Source organism: Paraburkholderia sp. EB58, assembly GCF_050436665.1.
GTDB lineage: Bacteria > Pseudomonadota > Gammaproteobacteria > Burkholderiales > Burkholderiaceae > Paraburkholderia.
Map to the genome: position 1 here is coordinate 128,460 of NZ_JBNDMQ010000012.1, position 20,523 is coordinate 148,982.

The window sequence follows — 20,523 nt, forward strand, 5'->3', positions numbered from 1 at the left end:
TGTATAAAGCGCTGAAACGTGTCAACCCCTTTCACGCAGGTCTTTTACGGGACAGTTTTCGCTCAAACGATCCCGCCCCGTTCACGAATTTGCGGCCATGCGAGCTTCATGTAGTAGAGCATCGACCAGATCGTCAGGAACGCCGCCAGCAAGATGAGCCACAGGCCCCACACACGCGTATCGATCACCACGCCCGGCGCGATCGGCACCGGGCCGTAGAGCAGCAGCATCGGAATCGCGATCATCTGGCACGTGGTCTTTAATTTGCCCAGCGAATTTACCGCCACGCTCTTCGAGGCACCGATCTGCGCCATCCACTCGCGCAGCGCCGAAATCGCGATCTCGCGGCCTACGATGACCAACGCAATCGCCGAATCGAGCCTCGTCAGCTGCACCAGCACGAGCAGCGCCGCCGTCACCATCAGCTTGTCGGCCACCGGATCGAGGAATGCGCCAAATGCCGAGGTCTGGTTCCACTTGCGGGCCAGATAGCCGTCGAACCAGTCTGTCAGGGCGGCCAAGATGAAGATCGTCGCGGCCGCCAGATTGCGGTGCGCAAGGCTCATCATCATGTCCGGCAAATAAAACACGCCGACGACGAGCGGAATCAGAACAATCCGCAGCCACGTCAGGAAAATCGGGAAATTAAACGGCATGGGCAGGCGCAGCGTCTGACAAGGGAGTTGCAATTGTGCCGTGTCATAAGGCCTGCCACAAGCAAACAGGCCGCAAACGCGCGGCAAAGCGGCATGCTGAAGGTTTCAGCTGGGACGGCGCGTCCGACATAGCCGCGCCGTCACGTTGCGCAATCAGTGCAACTGCCGATAAATCTGCTCGGCCAGCGAGAGGGAAATTCCTTCGACGCTGGCGAGATCCTCGACGCTCGCCGCCACCACGCCGCGCAACCCACCGAAGCGCGCAAGCAGCCGCTGACGGCGCTTCGCGCCCACGCCTTCGAGTTCTTCGAGGCGCGAGGTTTGCCGGGTCTTGCCGCGCTTCGCACGCATGCCGGTGATCGCGAAACGGTGCGCCTCGTCGCGGATCTGCGCAACCAGCATCAAGGCCGCGCTTTCCTTGCCGAGTTCGAGCGGCGCGCGACCGTCCGCGAAAATCAACGTTTCGAGGCCGACTTTGCGGCCCTCGCCCTTCGCCACACCGACCAGCATCCCGCAATCGAGACCCACTTCAGTGAACACCTGGCGCGCAATCTCCACCTGGCCTTTGCCACCGTCGATCAGCACGATGTTCGGCAACACGCCACCCGCGGCCGGCTCAGGGGCATCGGCCGCGAGTGCAGGATCGGCGGGGTCGGACGCAGGCCGCTCGATCGCCTCGTCAGCGGCGTTCGCGGCGGCCTGCGCGACCATCTTTTCGTAGCGGCGCGTGAGCACCTGGCGCATGGCGGCGTAATCGTCGCCCGGCGTGATGCCCGTGATGTTGTAACGCCGGTACTCCGACGACTGCATCTTGTGATGGTGATAGACCACGCACGACGCCTGCGTCGCCTCACCCATCGTATGGCTAATGTCGAAGCATTCGATGCGCAGGTGTGCGAGGTCCTCGCACTCGAGGCCGAGCGTGTCGGCAAGCACGCGCGTGCGCGATTGCTGCGAGCCCTGCTCCGAGAGCAGCCGCGCCAGCGCGAGCCGCGCGTTCTGCTCGGCCATTGCCAGCCACGCGCGCTTTTGCCCCTGGGGCTGGCGCAACAGCGTGACCTTGTGTCCCGCCTGCTCGATCAGCAAGTCGACCAGTTCCCGATTAGCCGGCGCATGACTCACGACCAGCACGGGCGGCACACGGTTGCCCAGGTAGTGCTGTGCGATGAAGGCTTCGAGCACTTCGGATTCGATACCGGTCACGCGGCGGCGCCCAGGTTTACTGGAGGTGGTCGCGACGGCTTCCTCGCCGGTCTCGTCCGCTTCGCCGGACGCTGCCTCATCGACGGCGTCCACCTCATCGTCCACCTCATCTGCCGCCTCATCATCCAGGTCGTCCGACGCTTCGTCCTCCACATCGTCCGTTTCAGGCGGCAGATCCTGTGCAATCGCCAACGCGTCCGCGGTGTGGTCAGCATCCATGGCGGCTGCTTTACGCTGCGCCGCCACGCTCGCCAAAGACGCCTCCTCCGCCGCCCGCAAGCCTTGCGCAACAACCGCCTTCAGCACGCCCTGCGCATCGGCATCGCCATCTTCCAGACCGCCCTCGTCGATGGTCAATGCGCTTTCCACGTGTGACGGGAAATAAGCCTTGTCGCCCAGATGCCGGCCGCCGCGCACCATCGCGAGATTCACGCACACGCGGCCACCGAGGGCCACCACCGCGAGAATGTCCACATCGCTGTCGCTACCCACTTCAATCGCCTGCTGATGCAGCACCGTCGACAGCGAGCTCATCTGGTTACGCACCGCCGCGGCCTGCTCGAACTTCAGCTCGGCGGCGAACGCGTGCATCTTCTCCTCGAGCTCCTTCATCACTTCGCTCTGCCGTCCCAGCAGAAACCGCGAGGCATTGGCGACGTCGCGCGCGTAATCCTCCGCGCTGATCGCGCCGACGCACGGCGCAGTACAGCGCCCGATCTGATGCAGCAGGCAAGGCCGCGTGCGGTTGTTGAACACCGAGTCTTCGCAGGTACGCAACTGGAACACGCGCTGCAGGATCTGGATGCTCTCACGCACGGCCCATGCGCTCGGGAACGGTCCGAAGTACTGGTTCTTGCGGTCCACCGAGCCGCGGTAGTAGGCCATGCGTGGAAACGTGTGGCCGGTCAGCTTCAGATACGGGTACGACTTGTCGTCGCGAAACAGGATGTTGTAGCGCGGCGCGAGCGCCTTGATCAGGTTGTTTTCGAGCAGCAGCGCCTCGGCCTCGGAACGCGTAACCGTGGTCTCGATGCGGGCAATCCGCGTCACCATCATCGCGATGCGCGGCGACAGCAGCGTCTTCGTGAAGTAGCTCGACACGCGCTTTTTCAGGTCGCGCGCCTTGCCCACGTACAGCACGGCGCCATGCGCGTCGTAATAGCGATAGACGCCCGGCAGATGCGGCAACTGGGCGAGCACCTTCTTTGGCTCGAATGCCTCGGAAGCTTCAGGAGCGTCTGGATTGGTCATGCAGAATCGGGGTGAGCACCGCGCCAGGATTCACGCGGATAGTGGGGTGAGTGCTTGTAGGGTAGCCCCCCTTCCTTACGGAAGAAGGGCCCCCTAAGAACCGTACGTGCGAGTTTCCCCGCATACGGCTCAAGCCTACGTTAAAAGTTACCTTTTCAAAGTCCCGTCAAGATTACATCGGAACCGGCTTAGTTACAGCAATGCTACCAACGTGCACTTGCCGGTGACAATCAGGATGAAGTAACACGCGATTTGACAAGGCATTGGTACCGCCATGCATCCTGTACACGAGATGATGGTCGTGCCAACCCGTATCAAACTCGAGAGCGTGGCCGCAGTGCGCACAATTGCCGCTCTGCGACGCATACAGTTTGTACCACTGTTTCAGATAACCTCTGGATCGCTCCATCCGCTTCTGTCGCAGCTTTTCACTGTACGGCTCCCAGATCGGATCGAAGGGGTTGAACTCCCCTTTCACCTTCCTATGTCGCCGGATCTCCGTACCACTGGTGTGATAGAGCTCCAGCATCGCGGTGCTACCGTCATGTCGTACTGCAGGTGTGGCAAACACCCAGCTTCGACCACCGACCGAGTGAAAATACTTCCGTTTAACCCATTCGGTATTCTTGTCTGGATGCCGCCTCTTGGCCCACCGCCAGAGTCTCTGAAAAACCAGATGCTCCATGCGAATGAACGCCTGCTTGGCGACCGCGGGTTGGTGATACTGTGCCCAACCCCGCAGCATCGGATTCAGCTTGCGGATTAGATCCGCCTGCTTGGTCGTCTTGTTCGCGCTGATCGTTTCCGCCACCTTGCGGTAAAACGTGTTCACGTTTTTCTTGCTCGGTTTAATGAGAAGTTTTCCCGAATATTTCCGGAAGTTCCACCCTAGGAAATCGAAACCTTCGTCAATGCATACGATGCGCGTCTTTTCCTCAGACAGCCGCAGACCTCGAACTGCGAGGAATGCTTCCACCCAAGGCCTGACCTCCCTTTCCAAGACCTCTTTCGAGATACCCGTAATCACGAAGTCATCCGCATACCGCACAACATGGATTTTTAGTTCCGAGGCTTTACCGATTCCAAACTTGGCACCGAGGTGTTTCGTAAGGTCCCGTTCCAACCCGTCCAGCGCCATGTTCGCCAGCGTCGGGGAAATGATGCCCCCTTGAGGCGTTCCGGCTTCTGTCGCCTGATACCGGCCCCGATAAAGCAGACCGGATTTCAGCCACTTCCGTAGGATCTCGCTGTCCATTGGGACATTGGTTTCCAACCAGTCATGGTTAATGTGGTCAAAGCATCCCTTAATGTCCGCCTCCAACACCCATGCCGACGACTCTTCCCGTCTGAGGCATTGGAATAGCTGGGACATGGCGTCAACCGTCGCGCGACTTCTTCTGAACCCGTACGAATTCAGATCGCCCGTCGTTTCAGCCACGGGCTCGAGAGCCAGTAGATACAGGGCCTGCATCGCCCTGTCTCGCATGGTTGGAATACCCAGAGGGCGCTCCTGCCCATTGGCTTTCGGGATATAAACCCTCCGTAGTGGCAAAGGCCGATATCCGCGCCGCTTTAACCCGTCGACTGCTGCCAGTCGACTTTCAGGCGTCACCCACAGTTCGCGATCGACTCCAGCCGTTCGCGCGCCTGTATTTTGCGTAACACGTCGTACCGCATACAGCTTCGCGGACAACGTGCGGGTCAGCATCCGTTGCAGGGCTTTCACCCGACGCCAGTTGCCTTCCTGCGTTGCCTTCGCAATTCGAATCTGCATTCCCCTCACGTTCCGTTCAACCCGACGCCAATCTACGGCGTGCCAGTGGTCCGGCGCGTGGGAAAGCGCAGATCCGCCCTTTCGGACTGATTCTTCCATGCTGCTCTCCTTACTGGACAAGAAAGTCCCGGACAGGAGACGCATCTTCCCCAGCGGGGAAAATACGCACCCGCTAGGGAGAATTTCAATTGATCCGGACGAAATCGTCTGGATCACCAAGTTTCAAGGGTCTGTCAGCCGTCTTGCGACGGTAGACCAGACGGAAGTCTGCCCGCTTTCGCGTGGAGTAATGTCCCAACCCCTATGCAGCCGATTACAGACTGCCATTCGCTTTTTCCGTCCTCCCATACCCGCACCACCGTCAATGGATCTTGCGATCCACCTTGCCAATCAGCTTCGATTGGCGACGATACGGGCTTACCACGTTCCCTGCCTGTCACACGACCGACTTAGGTCCCGCCTATCCCCCGGTGGCACTTCAACGACGTAGCCCAAATTCTAAGTGGACTAACTGGCCACGCGCCGTTTGACTAGAGCCCGAGCAGCATTTGGCTCAACACTGGTAACGAGGTTTATCAGCGGTTCACTTACATTGACCGTATCGGCCAGCCTAGCTCCTGGATCATCGCTGCTGACGATCTTCCAGCCACGTGTTTCGCAACACCTGACTGCCCGAAAACTTCAGGAGGCTACATTGTCGGAAGAGCTTCACACCCCACCGTTACCAGTGACGCATGTCTTCCTAGGCTACGTTTGGTCGTACAAACGGTTCGCTGCTGCTAGAACACCACAGTTGAACAATGACAAACAGAGCTTTTAACCCTTCGAGGGTCTTTAGGTTCAGATTTATGCACGTGACCGACCAACCATCGCGAAGATGGTGAGAGGGACCTGCGCTATTGTCGTTTTAAGCGTCGTAATTCTCCGTAACAACATTTCCTAGGAAGTGTCGTTCGGATACAACGCTTTCTGAGTTAATCCAGCTGTCGATGGCGCAAAAACATAGTCCACCGAGAACTGCTCGCAAGCTACTTCCCGCTGTTGTACCTGCGAAAATTCCTCAGGTAGTATTGCGCGAAAGCCTTGCCACACCTAAATAATGCCGCCTTAAAGAGCTTCGGCGCCCTCTACACGAAGGGTGTCGTGTCGCACTAGAATCGCCAGTTTAGAACATTCCGCACGCATCCGAGATCCGGATGCCGGTCATCATGTCCTCCGCGCGCCCTTCTGCCCCGATTTCGCAAGCCACGCCGTCCAGGACCGCAGTGTCGTCCACGACCGCGCAGGCGGACACCGCCATCGCCTGCGACCTGTTTTGTGCCGTGATCGACAACTTCGGCGATATCGGCGTGTGCTGGCGCCTCGCGCGCCAGCTGACAAGCGAGCACGGCTGGCAGGTGCGCATTTTCGTCGACGATCTGCACGCGTTCCAGAAGCTCTGTCCCGCGCTCGCACTCGATCGCAGTCGCCAGGCGGTGAGCGGCATCGTCATCGAACACTGGCATGAGCCGGCGCACGCGGGCGACACGCTCGAAGTAGCGGATGTCGTGATCGAGGCGTTCGGCTGCGAACTGCCGCACGTCTACGTGGCCGCGATGGCACGCCGCGAGCGCGCACCGGTATGGCTGAATCTGGAATACCTGAGCGCCGAAGACTGGGTCGCGGACTTTCATTTGCGCCAGTCGCCGCACCCACGTTATCCGCTGACGAAGACGTTCTTCTTCCCGGGCCTCGGCGCGGGGACCGGCGGCGTGCTGAAGGAACATCACCTGGACACCGCGCGGGCGGCGTTCGAAGCGTCGCCGCAAGCGCGTGAAGCATGGTGGCGCCAAGCCACCGGCCAGCCCGCCCCGGACAGCACCGTTATTTCGCTCTTCTCCTATGAGAACCCCGCGGTCGACAGCCTGCTCGAACAGTGGCGCGACAGCCCAGATCCGATAGTGCTGCTTGTGCCGGAAGGGCGGATTTCGGCTGCGCTCGCACGCTTTTTCGGCGTGCCGTCGTTCGCGGCGGGTTCGCATGCCGAACGCGGCAACCTTCGCGCCCATGCACTGGCGTTCACCGACCAGCCCGGTTACGACGCGCTGCTGTGGGCCAGCCACTTCAACTTCGTGCGCGGCGAAGACTCCTTCGTGCGAGCCCAATGGGCGGCCCGCCCGTTCGTCTGGCATATCTATCCGCAGTCCGACGACGCGCACCTGCCGAAGCTGGACGCCGCCCTCGCCCACTATGCCGATGGGTTGCCCGCTGCGGCCCGCGCGGCGCTGGCGCGCTTCTGGCACGCCTGGAACGGCGTCGGCAAGCCAGACTGGGCGGAATTCCAGCGCCACCGCGCCGTTTTCGAGCGGCGCGCGGCGCAATGGGCACTGGAACTGGCGGCCCTTGGTGACCTCACCGGAAATCTGGCCGAATTCGCAAAAAGTCAGTTAAAATAAGCGGTTATCCAACGGCCGACGACGCAAGCGCGGCACGATGGCGGCGGCGAATCCCGGCACCGAGAGGTGCATCCTCACTGACACCGGATCGTCCTCGTGCATCGGCGCCACTCGTGTACGCGCCCGCTCCGGGTAAAACAAGTTATCGGAAGGTGACGGGCCGCGGGCAACCGCGGCAAGCAGGCGGCGGCCCGTAGTACCGGCCACGCCCGCGGCACCGCCCCCCGCCCTGTTTGCAGCGCGCTTTGCAGCTTCACGAGCTAGCCGCAAACAGGAGCGAAAGGTGTCGTACCCGCTTGCGCCGTATGCCGTTGAGCAAAGTTGAAGCTACTAATTTCGTACAGGACAGTTTTATGAAGACCGCACAGGAACTCCGCACCGGCAACGTCGTGATGATCGGCGCAGACGCAATGGTCGTGCAAAGGGCCGAATACAACAAATCGGGCCGTAACTCCGCCGTCGTCAAGATGAAGTTCAAGAACCTGCTGTCCGGCGCAGGCATGGAATCGGTGTACAAGGCCGACGACAAGTTCGACGTCGTTCTGCTGGATCGCAAGGAAGTGACCTACTCGTACTTCGCTGACCCGATGTACGTGTTCATGGACGCCGACTACAACCAGTTCGAAGTCGAAGCCGAAATGATGGGCGACGCGCTGAACTACCTCGAAGACGGCATGCCTTGCGAAGTCGTGTTCTACAACGAGAAAGCTATTTCGGTCGAACTGCCGACCACCCTGGTCCGCGAAATCATCTACACGGAACCGGCTGTCAAGGGCGACACGTCGTCGGGCAAGGTACTGAAGACCGCCAAGCTGCAAACCGGCTACGAACTGCAAGTGCCGCTCTTCTGCAACATCGGCGACAAGATCGAAATCGACACGCGTACGAACGAGTACCGCAGCCGCGCCTGAAGGCCACGGCGGGCAACTGAGCGCAACCAAGCGCCAGCCTGCAAGGCCCGCCCCGCATACAGCGGGAGCGCGGCCGAATTAAAAAGCGCCCCTTTGGGCGCTTTTTCTTTTTTCCGTGACCGTGTATGGTTGAGGAAAACTTTACCGGTACGGTTTTCGATTTTTCCAGTCCGTATGCATTTCATGACCCTCCGCGCTCGGCAAACCATTGATAAGCTTAAGTAATTGCTAATGGCACGCTCCCTGCTAAAGGAAAGCATTGGCCTCCCAAGGCTTTTTCTTCTTCTTTCTCAATACGGAGATGCGCCATGAACAACGACATCGCTGAAGGCAAGTGGAAGCAAATCATCGGCAAGGCGAAAACCGCGTGGGGCGAACTGACAGACGACGAGTTGACGAAGGCCGAAGGCCGCGCCGACAAGCTCGCCGGGCTGATTCAGGAGCGCTACGGCAAGACTCGTGAAGAAGCTATACGTGAAGTGGACCGCTTCTTCGATGAGTACCGGGACTAACCGCGCGCGGCGCGCTGTATTCCGCGAGGAACAGCGCCCGGCCAACGCACCCCTCCACTGCGCCGGATTCACGGTGTCCCGGCAGGGGTTTCCATCAACCTAAAATAGCGCTCGCCATGCCACACGCCCTGATTGTCGAAGACGATCCCAATAGCCTGTCAGGCCTGTCTGCAATCCTCGCCGCTGATGGCTTTTCGGTCGACACCGCGACGACGCTCGCCGAAGCGCGCGCGGCGCTGACGCGCTTCATCCCTGACGTCGTGCTGGTCGATCTGAACCTGCCCGACGGCAGCGGACTCGACCTGCTCCAGAATCTGCCTGCGCAACCGCCAGGCGGCGCCCTGCCTGTCATCGTGATGACGGGCAACGCCACCGTCGAAAGCGCGATTGAAGGCCTGCGGCACGGAATCTGGGATTACCTGCTCAAGCCCGTCAACATTCCGCGTCTGCGCAGCCTGCTCGCGCGCATTCCGCGTCCGTACGAGCTGACCGAAGAAGTCCAGACCCTGCGCGCGACGTTGCGCCAACTCGGCCGCTTCGGACCCATGCTTGGCAGGAGCGGTGCGATCCAGCACGTGTACGACCTCATTGAACACAACGCGCCCACCGAGACCGCTGTGCTGATCTCGGGCGAAGCGGGCACCGGCAAGGAAGTCACCGCGCGCACGCTGCACGAGATGAGCCGGCGCCGCAAAGGGCCGTTCGTGACGTTCGATTGCCGCACGGCGGCGAACCTTGCGGTGAACCGCTCGCTCGACAGCATTCTGTTCGGTCACGAGCGTGGCGCGTTCAACGGCGCCGAGCATCGCGAACAGGGCCTGTTCGAACAGGCAAGCGGCGGTACGCTGTTTATCGACGAGATCGCAGAATTGCCGCGCGCCCAACAGGAAGCACTGTTACGTGCACTCGATTCGCAGACTTTTATGCGGGTCGGCGGCACGCATCAGGTCGTCACGGATTTCCGCCTGATCGCGTCGACCCGCAAGTCGCCACGTGCGGCGGTCGCTGACGGCAGCCTTCACGAGGATCTCGCGCTGCGCCTCGACGCAGCGGCGCTGTCGCTGCCACCACTGCGTGAACGCGGCGACGATGCCGCGCTCTTTGCGCAATCGCTGGTCGACGAGCTGAATCGCGAGGCAAGCGCTCGCGGCGTGACCGACGCCACCAAACAGATCGGGCCGAATTTCCTGCGCGAGTGTCTCTCGTATGAATGGCCGGGCAATGTGCGCGAACTGCAGGACCGCGTGCGACGCGCGTATCAGGCATCAGGCGACGTGCTCGAAACGCTGCGCGCCGATGAAGCCGGTTCGGTTGGGGGCCGCGACCTGAACGGCAGCCGCGTGCAGGTGACCGTCGGCACGCCGCTCGCGGATGTGGAGGAGATGCTGATCCGCGCGACGCTCGACGCAGTCGGCGGCACACGGCATCGCGCCGCGTCGCTGCTGGGGATCAGTCCGAAGACGCTCTACAACAAGCTGCAGCGGATGCGTCTGAACTGATTATTCGCCGTAGCTTGAGGAATGGCCGAAGTGGGCGCGATAGCGCCGCCTTCGGCCGTTTTACTTCGACTGCGTGCTTCGTGCTTTGTGCGTCGCGCCGCTTGCTTCGTGCTCAGGCAAACGCGCTGCGCAACAGGGCCTGAGCCTGCAGATACTCGGGCTCGGCCACCAGCTTGCTCCACTTGAGTGCCTTGCCGAGCGGGCGCATCCGCTTGAGGCGCGCCTGCGATTCCTTCGACGGTGTAAAGCGCAGCGCGTCAAGCACCTTCTCCGCTTCCTCAGGCTGATTGCAGATCAGCACCATGTCGCATCCCGCATGCAAGGCCGCGCTCGCTGCTTCGGTCAGCGTGCCGCCTTGGCGCGCGGCCTCCATCGACAGGTCGTCGCTGAAGATAGCGCCTGGGAAACGCAGCTTGCCGCGCAACACCTCCTGCAGCCAGACTTGCGAGAAACCCGCCGGCTTCGAGTCGACCTGCGAATAGATCACATGCGCCGGAATCACCGAAGCCAGCGCAAGGCCGAGCCAGTCATACGGCGCCACGTCGTCGCGCAGGACGGCGTCGAGCGGACGATCGTCCACCGGCATCGCGACATGCGAGTCCGCGGTGGCGAAACCATGCCCGGGGAAATGCTTGCCGCAATTGGCCATGCCCGCCAGCGCAAGCCCGTGATTCAGACTCTTCGCGAGCATCGTGACCACGCGTGGATCGCGATGGAACGCGCGGTCGCCGATGACCTGCGACTGGCCATAGTTCAGATCGAGCACCGGCGTAAAGCTCATGTCGATCCCGCAGGCACGCAATTCGGCGGCGAGGATATAGCCCACCGCCGTAGTGACCTTGGTGGCGTGAAGCACATCCGAATCCCACAGCGCACCGAGCTTGCCCATAGCCGGCAGCACCGTGAAGCCATCGGTACGGAAGCGCTGCACGCGACCGCCTTCGTGGTCGACGGCGATCAGCAGGTCCTCACGTACTGTGCGAATCGCCTCGGTCAGCGCAATCAGTTGCGCGCGGCTCTCGTAGTGGCGTGCGAACAGGATCACGCCGCCGGTCATCGGATGCGCGAGACGGCGCTTGTCGTCGGCGCTCAGCGTCTTGCCGACCACGTCGAGCATCACCGGTCCGGGATTGGTTTTCATCGAATTCCGCAAGAAAAAAGAGAAGGTGCGGGTTGCTGACGCCGCGCCGGGAGAAGTCAGGGAGTAACCGGGTTCGCTGTTTCGGCGATCACGAACGACACCGCATAGTCGTGCTCATCGCTGATCGTGACCTGGGCGGTGATGCCACGTGCTTCCAGCCATTCGGCCAGTTCGCCCGAGGCGACGACCATGGGCTTGCCGCTCGCTTCGTTGAGCGTCTGCAGCGCGCGCCAGGTCATTGGCCACCGCATGCCGAGGCCGATGGCTTTTGAGAAGGCTTCTTTCGCCGAAAAACGGGTGGCGAGAAACGCGAGTCCGCGTGCGGCCGAGCGGGCGTGGCGAGCGTGATAGATCTTCAGTTCATCCGGCCCGAGCACCTTCTCGGCGAAGCGCCCGTTGGTACGTGTCATCACCCCCGCCACGCGGCTGACCTGAACGATATCTGTGCCGATTCCGTAGATTGCCATGTCGACGAGGCGTTAAGCGCGCGCCGCGAGACGCGCGGCGACCATGATCGCCTTCATCTCGCGCACGGCGTTGTCCCAACCGGCGAAAATCGCATGCGCGACGATCGCGTGGCCGATATTCAGCTCGACGATGCCGTCGATCGCCGCGATCTGCTGGACGTTCGAGTAATGCAGGCCGTGGCCAGCATTCACCTTGATGCCAAGCGACAACCCGAATTCGACGCTACGCACCACGCGCTCGTACTCGCGCTGTTGCTCGGCCGGGTCATGTGCTTCGGCATAGCGGCCGGTATGCAACTCGATCACCGGCGCGCCGGCTTCGTGGGCGGCGCGGATCTGCGTTTCGTCGGGATCGATGAAAAGCGACACGCGCGAGCCCGCCTCTGCGAGTTGCTTGCAGGCAGCGCGTACGGCTTCGAACTGGCCGGCGACGTCGAGACCGCCTTCCGTCGTCAGCTCGGCGCGCTTTTCGGGTACAAGGCAAACGTCGTGCGGTTTCACTTCGCAGGCGATGTCGAGCATCTCCTGCGTGACCGCACATTCGAGGTTCATACGCGTCTTCAGCAATGGACGCAGCGTGCGCACGTCGGCATCGACGATATGCCGGCGGTCCTCGCGCAAGTGCAGCGTGATGGCATCGGCGCCGGCCGCTTCGGCGTCGAGCGCCGCGCGAATCGGATCCGGATAGGACGTGCCGCGCGCATTGCGCAGCGTAGCGACGTGATCGATATTCACGCCCAGGTCGATCACATTAGGCGACGTAAGAAAGAAGCTCATAAGTTCTGCAGGTCGATCAGGATCTGGCGCGTCGCGAGCGGCGTGCCGCCAAGGTAAGTATTGAGCAGAAAGCGCATCAGCGTCTTGCTTTGCGCCACGGTCTGGGGACGATGGTAATCGTCCGCTTCCATATCGAGCAAGGTCTGGCCGGCAATCACCGGCCATTGCGCGGGCAGATCATCCGAGGCTTCACGCACGCCGCGTTCGGGATCGAACACGTAGCGGCCTTCGGCGACCACGGTCTTGCGCGACACCGTGCGGTTGAGCGCCATGGCGTAGCCGGTCTCGCGCAGCAGCACGCGCTCGAACGAACGCAGCACCTGCACGGCCGGCTCGTCGTGCGCGAGCCGCGCCAGTGTGACGACGTAGTGCTGGAACAGTTGCGGATGGGGATCTTCGCGGCCGCAGAATTTAACCAGCAGTTCGTTGACGTAGAAGCCGCACAGCAAAGCGTCGCCGGCGAGTGGCAGCATGCCGCCCACCCACTCGGCGCCGGTCAAAGTGCGCAGTTCGGATTTGCCGGACCACGACAGCGCGAGCGGCTGGAAGGTCTGCAGCACCCCGCGCAACGCGGAGTGCGGACGCTTGGCGCCTTTCGCCACCAGCGCGAGGCGGCCATGATCGCGCGTCAGCACATCGATGATGAGACTGGTCTCGCGATGCGGATAGCTGTGCAGTACGAAGGCCGGTTGCTCGGTGACCTTGTACTCGGAGCCGGAACTGCGCGACGGCCGGCGCGCGGGCGCCTTGCGTGGTTCGCCGGTGGCGTCAGACGTGTTGTCCGGGGGGGTGCGCGCTGAATCGCGCGCTGAACCGCGCGATGAGGTACCTGAAGAAGACTTCTTCGATGCGCGAGCCTTCGATGGCTCGCGCGCCCGCGCGTCCGGCTCGGAATCGTCCGGTTCAGCGTCGGGTTGCAGCGTCATCCATGCGTCATTCGTACCCATACGCACGGAGTCCGGCTTCGTTGTCGGCCCAGCCACTCTTCACCTTGATGAAGGTCTCGAGATACACCGGGCCGTCAAACAGCTTTTCCATGTCGAGGCGCGCTTCAGTGCTGATCTGCTTCAACTTGGCGCCCTTCTGGCCGATGATCATGGCCTTGTGCGTATCGCGATCCACCATGATGGTGGCGAAGATGCGGCGCAAACGACCTTCCGTTTCGAACTTGTCGATCAGCACGGTACTCGTGTACGGCAGTTCGTCGCCAGTCCAGCGGAAGACTTTTTCGCGCAGGATTTCGGCGGCGAGGAAGCGCTCACTGCGATCGGTCAGGTCATCTTCGCCGTAGATCGGCGCGCCTTCCGGCAGGAACGGCTTGATGGTCGCCATTAGGCGCTTGATGTCGTCCGGATTCTTGGCGGACAGCGGCACGATCTCGTTGAACTGGCGCAGCGCGCTCACCTGTTGCATGAACGGAAACAGCGAATCCTTATCCGACACGCGGTCGAGCTTGTTGGCAATCAGCAGCGTGGGCACCGACGGCGGGATCAGGTCGAGCACCTTCTGGTCGTCCGGACCGAAACGGCCCGCTTCGATGACGAACAGGATCGCGTCAACCGAGGTCAGCGTCGAGGTGACCGCGCGATTGAGCGAGCGGTTCAGCGCGCCGCTGTGCTTGGTCTGAAAGCCCGGCGTGTCGACGAAGATGTACTGCGCGTCTTCCAGCGTATGAATGCCGGTGATGCGATGGCGCGTGGTCTGCGCCTTGCGGGACGTGATACTGACTTTCTGGCCGACCAGCGCGTTCATCAGCGTGGACTTGCCGACGTTGGGGCGGCCGACGATCGCGACCATGCCGCAGCGAAAACCAGTGGAAGTGGAAGCGTTCATATTCAGGCTACGGCAAGTTTGTATGGACGCGCGAAGAAACGCGCGCCCGTCACATCAGTGGCCCGCATCGGCGACGCGCGTTTGCACCGCGTCGGCAATGCCGGGTTCGAGTTCGGCAGGCTCCACCACGCCAGGCGCGGGTTCGCGGCTACGGGAGGCGGCGGGTTTGTCGGTGTTGCGTGAGTGGGCGTCGGCTTTGTCGGTCTTTTCCGTCTTTTCCGTCTTATCCGACTTTTCCGTTTTATCCTTCTCCAGCGCAGCCTGGTTGCTGTATTCGACGTGGGCGGCCCGAATCACGGCGAGTGGCGCGACGACCGGAGCCGCGGCGGCCATCGGGCGCTCGGCCAGGGCCTCAGCGACGGTCGCCTTAGGTTCGCCGCGCGCGTGACGCTCGTTCTTGCGATCGGGCGCGCGAAGATCGAGCGCGGTCTGCACACCGGTCACGCCGGGGACAATCTCCGGCTCCGCGTGCTTGGCTGCGCGGGCGCTCTTCGAGCGCTTCGGCTTGGCCACGACGGCAGGCGCCGCCGCCATCACCTCATCGAGCGCCTTCTTGGCGGCAGCCTGCTCGGCCGCGCGCCGGCTGGCGCCGGAACCGGACACCTTCACCTCGAGCTTCGGCACGGTGCACTCGACTTCAAATTGCTGATTGTGCGCCGCACCATGCGTTGCGACCACGGTGTAGGTGGGCAGTGCGATCTTGTGGCCCTGCAGGTATTCCTGCAGCAGCGTCTTGGAGTCCTTGCCGAGGGTGCGCGGGTCGATATGGTCGAGAATCGGCACGTAGAGCCGCTTGATGACCGTCTGCGCGGCGTCGAAGCCACCGTCAAGGAAGATGGCACCCAGAATGGCTTCGAGCGTGTCAGCGAGGATGGACGGGCGGCGGAAGCCGCCACTGCGCAGTTCGCCCTCACCCAGCCGCAGACCGTCAGAAATATTCAGGGCCTGAGCAATTTCGTAAAGCGACTGCTGTTTGACCAGATTGGCGCGGACGCGCGACAGGTCGCCTTCGTCCAGTTTGCTGAAACGTTGGAACAATAGCGCAGCCACCGCGCAGTTCAGAACGGAATCGCCGAGAAACTCGAGCCGTTCGTTATGCGTGGCACTGTGACTGCGGTGAGTTAAAGCCTGGCGCAACAATTCCGCATTGCGAAATTCGTAGCGCAAACGGCTTTCCAACGGAGATAGGGGCATGTGCAGAGTATAACGCGGGCGCCTGCCCCAGCGAAAACGCGGGGCGGCCAACGGAAAAAGCGTAGTGAAGCGACCTTACCGCACGTTCTTAAAGTAGCGTCATAACACGCCGCGTCCGATGGATGACATCGACGCGGCGTGTTGTGCGGTTAATGCGCGGTCAAGCGCGGTGACAATTAGTGGAACGTCCCGATGCGTTTCAGGTTGCTGAAATTCATCCAGATAAAGAACGCACGGCCGACGATATTCTGGTCCGGAGCGAAACCCCAGTAACGGCTGTCTGCACTGTTATCGCGGTTGTCGCCCATCATGAAATAGTTGCCAGGCGGCACCTTGCAGATCACGCCACGTGCGTTATACGTGCAGTTATCGCGATACGGATAATCTTCTGCACCGACGATGAACGGCGGCACGGCAGGATTGTTCAGAATCGCGTTCTTGCGACCGTCGATGTCCTCTTCGAACTGCTTCGCGTAACCAATGCGCTCGTCGTCGAAATAATCAGGCAGCGGTGTTTCCGGCACCGGCTTGCCGTTGATCGTGAGCTGCTTATCCTGATACGACACCACGTCGCCTGGCAAACCGATCACGCGCTTGATGTAGTCGACCGATTCGTCTTTCGGGTAGCGGAACACCACCACGTCGCCGCGCTGAAGCGGGCGACCTTCGGTAATCTTGGTGTTGGTGATCGGCAGACGGATGCCGTATTCGTACTTGTTGACGAGGATGAAGTCACCCACCAGCAGCGTCGGCACCATCGACCCCGAAGGAATCTTGAACGGCTCGACCACAAACGAGCGAACCACGAAAACCACCAGAATCACCGGGAAAAAACTCGCCGAGTACTCGAGCCACCACGGTTGGCGCAGCTTCTCGTCACGCAGACGCGCCCGCGTTTGCGGGGCGTTTTCGTCGGCAAAGCGCTCGCCGACCCGTGCCTGCTGGCGATCGAACTCCGCGACCGCCTCGTCCGCTGCGCGCCGCCGTTGCGGCATGAAAACCAGTTTGTCTGCGACCCATGCGATGCCCGTAATGATGACGAGCACAAAAAGAATCAGCGCAAAATTCATAGAGTTCCGTTCTTCGTCTTATTTGTCTTCGACACGCAGGATCGCGAGGAAAGCCTCTTGCGGAATCTCGACGGACCCGACCTGCTTCATTCGCTTCTTGCCTGCCTTCTGCTTTTCCAACAGCTTCTTCTTACGTGAAATGTCGCCGCCGTAGCATTTTGCCAGCACATTCTTACGCAAAGCCTTGATGTTTTCGCGGGCGATAATATTCGAGCCGATGGTCGCCTGGATCGCCACGTCGTACATCTGACGCGGAATCAGTTCGCGCATCTTCGCCGCCACTTCACGACCGCGATACTGGCTCTGCGAGCGGTGGACGATCACCGACAACGCATCGACCTTGTCGCCGTTGATCAGCATGTCGACCTTCACCACATCCGCCGCGCGATATTCCTTGAACTCGTAGTCCATGGACGCGTAGCCACGCGATATGGACTTCAGACGATCGAAGAAGTCGAGTACGACCTCGCCCATCGGGATTTCATAGGTGAGCTGAACCTGACGGCCGTGGTACTGCATGTTGATCTGGTTGCCACGCTTTTGCGTACACAGCGTGATCACCGCGCCCACATAATCCTGCGGCATGTACAGGTTCACGGTGACGATCGGCTCGCGCACTTCTTCGATCCGCGATGGATCGGGCATCTTCGCCGGGTTCTCGACCATGATGGTCGTGCCGTCGCGTTGCAGAACTTCATACACCACGGTCGGCGCCGTGGTGATCAGGTCCATGTCGAACTCGCGTTCCAGACGCTCCTGCACGATCTCCATGTGCAAGAGACCAAGGAAGCCGCAACGGAAGCCGAAACCGAGCGCCTGCGAAACTTCCGGCTCGTAATGCAGCGAGGCGTCGTTGAGCTTCAACTTTTCCAGTGAGTCACGCAGTGCGTCGTACTGGTTTGCTTCGACGGGATAGAGACCGGCGAACACCTGCGGCTTCACTTCCTTGAAGCCAGGCAGCGGCTCGGCGGCCGGACGGTTCACCAGCGTGACGGTGTCGCCCACCTTCGCAGCGGCCAACTCCTTGATGCCGGCGATGATAAAGCCCACCTGCCCTGCGGACAGCGACTCGAGATTCTTCGACTTCGGCGTGAACACGCCGATGTGCTCGACCGGGAACTGCGCGTCGGTCGCCATCAAACGGATCTTGTCTTTCGGGCGCAGCGTGCCGTTGACGATACGCACCAGCATCACCACGCCGACGTAGTTGTCGAACCACGAATCGATGATCAATGCCTGCAGCGGTGCTTCCGGATCGCCCTTGGGCGGCGGTACTTTCAGGACCAGCGCTTCCAGCACGTCTTCGACGCCGAGGCCGGTTTTCGCGCTGCAACGCGTCGCGTCGGTTGCGTCGATGCCGATCACGTCTTCGATTTCGGAGATCGCGTTTTCCGGGTTAGCGGCAGGCAAGTCGATCTTGTTGAGCACGGGAATGACGTCGACGCCGAGCTCGATAGCCGTATAGCAGTTGGCGACCGTCTGGGCTTCGACGCCCTGGCTCGCGTCAACCACCAGCAGTGCGCCTTCGCACGCCGACAGCGAACGGCTCACTTCGTACGAGAAGTCGACGTGCCCCGGCGTGTCGATCATGTTGAGGTTGTAGATCTGCCCATCGCGGGCTTTGTACGTCAGTGCGGCGGTCTGTGCCTTGATGGTGATGCCGCGCTCGCGCTCGAGATCCATCGAGTCGAGCACTTGCGATTCCATTTCGCGGTCGGACAGTCCACCGCAAATCTGGATGATGCGATCGGCGAGCGTCGACTTGCCATGGTCGATGTGCGCAATGATCGAGAAATTACGAATATGATCCATTCAGTACCGATCAAGCGAAAAAGGCGCGCTCGGACGATTGCGGAGCACGCCTTGTAAGTAGGTGAAAAACCTGTCTATTTTAGCCGAAAAAGGCTTGCGCCCGGCATATCTTGCAGGAGAGCACGGAAAGTGGGCTCAGACGTCATGTCAGGCCCGGGGACTTTCGATGCGCTAGCGGGTCTGTCCGGCGCGTGCGCTCAACACTGCACGGACCCGCCCTTCGTCGAGATGATAGTGGCACAACTCGACACCATCGCACACCAGAACCGGCACCAACTCGTTGTAACGTGCTTCAAGTGCCGGGTCAGCGTCGACGTCTACCACCTCGACCTGCGCACCGAACTCGGCCAGTAGCGGCTCGAGTGCGGCCCGCATGTCGTCGCACAAATGGCACCACGCGCGCCCAAAGAGCGTGAGCGGTGCCGCCGTCGTCATTTCTGCGCGGAGCTGCTACGCGGGCGCAGTGGCACAAACTGCGTGTTGTCGCCGCGACGCACGAGCAACGCAACCATCTTCTGCGAGTCGAGATGCGCAATGACATCGTCGAACTGCTTGGCGCTGGAGATATCCGTGTCGCCGACGCGCAGGATCAGATCGCCCTTCTGCAAGCCGACGCGGGCAGCCGGTCCGTCCACCTGATCGACCTGCACACCACCGTGCACCTTCAGCGTCTTTTGCTGGTCAGTCGGGATGTCGCTCACTGCGATGCCGAGCGAGTTGGTGGCGCGCTGTTTCGGCGGCGGCGCCTGCTTCTCGTCGACCTTGGCCGTCTTGTCGGGCTGCATCTCAGCAATCGTCACCGGCAAATCGCGCGTTTGACCCTTGCGCCAAACCGTGATGGTGGCCTTGGTGCCCGGCTTCGTATCGCCGACCATGCGCGGCAAATCGGTGGCCGTATCGACGGAATGGCTATTGAACTTCAGGATGATGTCGCCCGGCTGCACGCCTGCCTTATCGGCCGGGCCGCCCGGTTCGACGCTGCTGACAAGCGCGCCTTGCGCCGTCGGCAGGCCAAGCGAATCGGCCACGTCCTTGGTCACTTCACCAATCGCCACCGCGATGCGGCCGCGCGTGACCTTGCCCGTGGTCTTCAGCTGGTCGGCCACGCGCATCGCTTCGTCGATCGGGATCGCGAACGAAATGCCCATGAAACCGCCGGTACGGCTATAGATCTGCGAGTTGATGCCAATCACCTCGCCCTGCATGTTGATCAGCGGGCCGCCCGAGTTGCCCGGGTTGACCGGCACGTCGGTCTGGATAAACGGCAGATAATCGCCCGTATCGCGCCCCTTGGCGCTGACGATGCCGGCGGTGACCGTGTTTTCGAGGCCGAACGGCGAGCCGATTGCCACCACCCATTCACCCACGCGGACCTTGGTCGAATCGCCGATCGTGACCGCCGGCAGATTTGATGCGTTGATCTTCACCACCGCGACATCGGTACGATCGTCGACGCCGATCAGCTTGGCCTTGAATTCGCGTTTGTCGGTGAGCGTGACATAAATGTTGTCGGCGTCGTCCACCACGTGGGCGTTGGTCATCACATAGCCGTCCGCCGAGAGGATGAAGCCCGATCCCACACCGCTGCTTTGCTCGGTATCGGAATTGTCGGGCGCGTCCTGACTGCCGCCACTTCCACCACTCCCGCCGTTGCTGCTGCCGTTATCGCCGTTGTCGCCGCCACCTCCGCCGCCATGGGGCGAAGAGCCCGGCTGCTGAGGCAACGGGATGCCGAAGAAGCGCCGGAAGAACTCCGACATGTCGCCGTCATCCATCCCCGGCGGCATGCCGTGGGCGCTGCCGGTGCTGCTCGACACCCGGGTCGTGGTGCGGATGTTGACGACCGCCGGGCCGACTTTGTCGACGAGATCGGTGAAGTCGGGAAGATTGGCTGCAGGGGCCGCCGACGCCGCATGCGGCACAAGCGGCAGACAAACCGCCACCAGCGCGGCTGCGAGAAATTTGCGCACCGTGAAAATCGTCATATC

General features: G+C 61.5%; 17 protein-coding genes. 4 read left to right on the forward strand and 13 right to left on the reverse strand.

Annotated features, from left to right (window positions below):
- Positions 1–62: 62 nt before the first annotated feature.
- The 3 genes from pgsA to ltrA all read right to left on the reverse strand — a co-directional run bounded on the left by pgsA (position 63) and on the right by ltrA (position 4,983).
- On the reverse strand, positions 63–656 hold the full coding sequence (gene pgsA, locus P3T40_RS19380; protein WP_429269425.1) for a CDP-diacylglycerol--glycerol-3-phosphate 3-phosphatidyltransferase: 594 nt from the start codon (positions 654–656) through the stop codon (positions 63–65).
- Positions 657–809: 153 nt separating this feature from the next.
- Complete coding sequence (gene uvrC / locus P3T40_RS19385) at positions 810–3,110, reverse strand: excinuclease ABC subunit UvrC (RefSeq protein ID WP_429269342.1); 2,301 nt, start codon at positions 3,108–3,110, stop codon at positions 810–812.
- A gap of 172 nt (positions 3,111–3,282) precedes the next feature.
- Complete coding sequence (gene ltrA / locus P3T40_RS19390) at positions 3,283–4,983, reverse strand: group II intron reverse transcriptase/maturase (protein WP_429269343.1); 1,701 nt, start codon at positions 4,981–4,983, stop codon at positions 3,283–3,285.
- Positions 4,984–6,092: 1,109 nt separating this feature from the next.
- Here ltrA and earP point away from each other — a divergent pair.
- From earP to P3T40_RS19410, 4 genes are all read left to right on the forward strand, one after another.
- Positions 6,093–7,319 (forward strand): elongation factor P maturation arginine rhamnosyltransferase EarP, encoded by a 1,227-nt coding sequence (earP, locus tag P3T40_RS19395; RefSeq protein ID WP_429269344.1) that lies wholly within the window; start codon positions 6,093–6,095, stop codon positions 7,317–7,319.
- Between the two features lie 353 nt (positions 7,320–7,672).
- Entirely contained in the window at positions 7,673–8,230 is a 558-nt protein-coding gene (efp, locus tag P3T40_RS19400; RefSeq protein WP_429269345.1) for an elongation factor P, read from the forward strand.
- Positions 8,231–8,538: 308 nt separating this feature from the next.
- A complete protein-coding gene (locus P3T40_RS19405) occupies positions 8,539–8,742 on the forward strand; it encodes a CsbD family protein (RefSeq protein ID WP_429269346.1) in 204 nt (67 codons plus the stop codon).
- A 116-nt stretch (positions 8,743–8,858) separates the two neighbouring features.
- Positions 8,859–10,241, forward strand: a complete 1,383-nt coding sequence (locus tag P3T40_RS19410) for a sigma-54-dependent transcriptional regulator (RefSeq protein WP_429269347.1) — start codon at positions 8,859–8,861, stop codon at positions 10,239–10,241.
- A 112-nt stretch (positions 10,242–10,353) separates the two neighbouring features.
- On the opposite strand, the gene nagZ is transcribed toward P3T40_RS19410, so the two are convergent.
- From nagZ to P3T40_RS19460, 10 genes are all read right to left on the reverse strand, one after another.
- A complete protein-coding gene (nagZ, locus tag P3T40_RS19415) occupies positions 10,354–11,382 on the reverse strand; it encodes a beta-N-acetylhexosaminidase (RefSeq protein ID WP_429269348.1) in 1,029 nt (342 codons plus the stop codon).
- Positions 11,383–11,438: 56 nt separating this feature from the next.
- Positions 11,439–11,849 carry a holo-ACP synthase gene (gene acpS, locus P3T40_RS19420; protein WP_429269349.1) on the reverse strand — a complete coding sequence of 137 codons (411 nt, stop codon included), beginning with the start codon at positions 11,847–11,849 and terminating at the stop codon, positions 11,439–11,441.
- Between the two features lie 12 nt (positions 11,850–11,861).
- On the reverse strand, positions 11,862–12,626 hold the full coding sequence (gene pdxJ / locus P3T40_RS19425) for a pyridoxine 5'-phosphate synthase (RefSeq protein WP_429269350.1): 765 nt from the start codon (positions 12,624–12,626) through the stop codon (positions 11,862–11,864).
- Entirely contained in the window at positions 12,623–13,573 is a 951-nt protein-coding gene (gene recO, locus P3T40_RS19430; RefSeq protein WP_429269351.1) for a DNA repair protein RecO, read from the reverse strand. Before recO ends, pdxJ begins: the two co-directional genes overlap by 4 nt.
- The gene (gene era / locus P3T40_RS19435) at positions 13,560–14,459 is read right to left on the reverse strand and encodes a GTPase Era (protein WP_429269352.1); all 900 of its coding nucleotides are present in this window, start codon (positions 14,457–14,459) and stop codon (positions 13,560–13,562) included. The genes recO and era overlap by 14 nt, the downstream gene beginning before the upstream one ends.
- A gap of 54 nt (positions 14,460–14,513) precedes the next feature.
- Entirely contained in the window at positions 14,514–15,653 is a 1,140-nt protein-coding gene (rnc, locus tag P3T40_RS19440) for a ribonuclease III (protein WP_429269426.1), read from the reverse strand.
- Between the two features lie 176 nt (positions 15,654–15,829).
- Positions 15,830–16,723, reverse strand: coding sequence for a signal peptidase I (gene lepB, locus P3T40_RS19445; protein WP_429269353.1), 894 nt, complete (start codon positions 16,721–16,723; stop codon positions 15,830–15,832).
- An 18-nt stretch (positions 16,724–16,741) separates the two neighbouring features.
- Positions 16,742–18,535, reverse strand: coding sequence for a translation elongation factor 4 (gene lepA / locus P3T40_RS19450; protein ID WP_429269354.1), 1,794 nt, complete (start codon positions 18,533–18,535; stop codon positions 16,742–16,744).
- A gap of 171 nt (positions 18,536–18,706) precedes the next feature.
- Positions 18,707–18,970: a glutaredoxin family protein gene (locus tag P3T40_RS19455; RefSeq protein WP_429269355.1), complete on the reverse strand. Its 264-nt coding sequence runs from the start codon at positions 18,968–18,970 to the stop codon at positions 18,707–18,709.
- Positions 18,967–20,520: a DegQ family serine endoprotease gene (locus P3T40_RS19460; protein WP_429269356.1), complete on the reverse strand. Its 1,554-nt coding sequence runs from the start codon at positions 20,518–20,520 to the stop codon at positions 18,967–18,969. Before P3T40_RS19460 ends, P3T40_RS19455 begins: the two co-directional genes overlap by 4 nt.
- Between the last annotated feature and the right edge of the window lie 3 nt (positions 20,521–20,523).

Bases quoted from the DNA above. Each gene is read 5' to 3' on its own strand.
- pgsA (WP_429269425.1), bottom strand. From the start codon at position 656: ATGCCGTTTAATTTCCCGATTTTCCTGACGTGGCTGCGGATTGTTCTG.
- uvrC (WP_429269342.1), bottom strand. From the start codon at position 3,110: ATGACCAATCCAGACGCTCCTGAAGCTTCCGAGGCATTCGAGCCAAAG.
- ltrA (WP_429269343.1), bottom strand. From the start codon at position 4,983: ATGGAAGAATCAGTCCGAAAGGGCGGATCTGCGCTTTCCCACGCGCCG.
- earP (WP_429269344.1), top strand. From the start codon at position 6,093: ATGTCCTCCGCGCGCCCTTCTGCCCCGATTTCGCAAGCCACGCCGTCC.
- efp (WP_429269345.1), top strand. From the start codon at position 7,673: ATGAAGACCGCACAGGAACTCCGCACCGGCAACGTCGTGATGATCGGC.
- P3T40_RS19405 (WP_429269346.1), top strand. From the start codon at position 8,539: ATGAACAACGACATCGCTGAAGGCAAGTGGAAGCAAATCATCGGCAAG.
- P3T40_RS19410 (WP_429269347.1), top strand. From the start codon at position 8,859: ATGCCACACGCCCTGATTGTCGAAGACGATCCCAATAGCCTGTCAGGC.
- nagZ (WP_429269348.1), bottom strand. From the start codon at position 11,382: ATGAAAACCAATCCCGGACCGGTGATGCTCGACGTGGTCGGCAAGACG.
- acpS (WP_429269349.1), bottom strand. From the start codon at position 11,849: ATGGCAATCTACGGAATCGGCACAGATATCGTTCAGGTCAGCCGCGTG.
- pdxJ (WP_429269350.1), bottom strand. From the start codon at position 12,626: ATGAGCTTCTTTCTTACGTCGCCTAATGTGATCGACCTGGGCGTGAAT.
- recO (WP_429269351.1), bottom strand. From the start codon at position 13,573: ATGGGTACGAATGACGCATGGATGACGCTGCAACCCGACGCTGAACCG.
- era (WP_429269352.1), bottom strand. From the start codon at position 14,459: ATGAACGCTTCCACTTCCACTGGTTTTCGCTGCGGCATGGTCGCGATC.
- rnc (WP_429269426.1), bottom strand. From the start codon at position 15,653: ATGCCCCTATCTCCGTTGGAAAGCCGTTTGCGCTACGAATTTCGCAAT.
- lepB (WP_429269353.1), bottom strand. From the start codon at position 16,723: ATGAATTTTGCGCTGATTCTTTTTGTGCTCGTCATCATTACGGGCATC.
- lepA (WP_429269354.1), bottom strand. From the start codon at position 18,535: ATGGATCATATTCGTAATTTCTCGATCATTGCGCACATCGACCATGGC.
- P3T40_RS19455 (WP_429269355.1), bottom strand. From the start codon at position 18,970: ATGACGACGGCGGCACCGCTCACGCTCTTTGGGCGCGCGTGGTGCCAT.
- P3T40_RS19460 (WP_429269356.1), bottom strand. From the start codon at position 20,520: ATGACGATTTTCACGGTGCGCAAATTTCTCGCAGCCGCGCTGGTGGCG.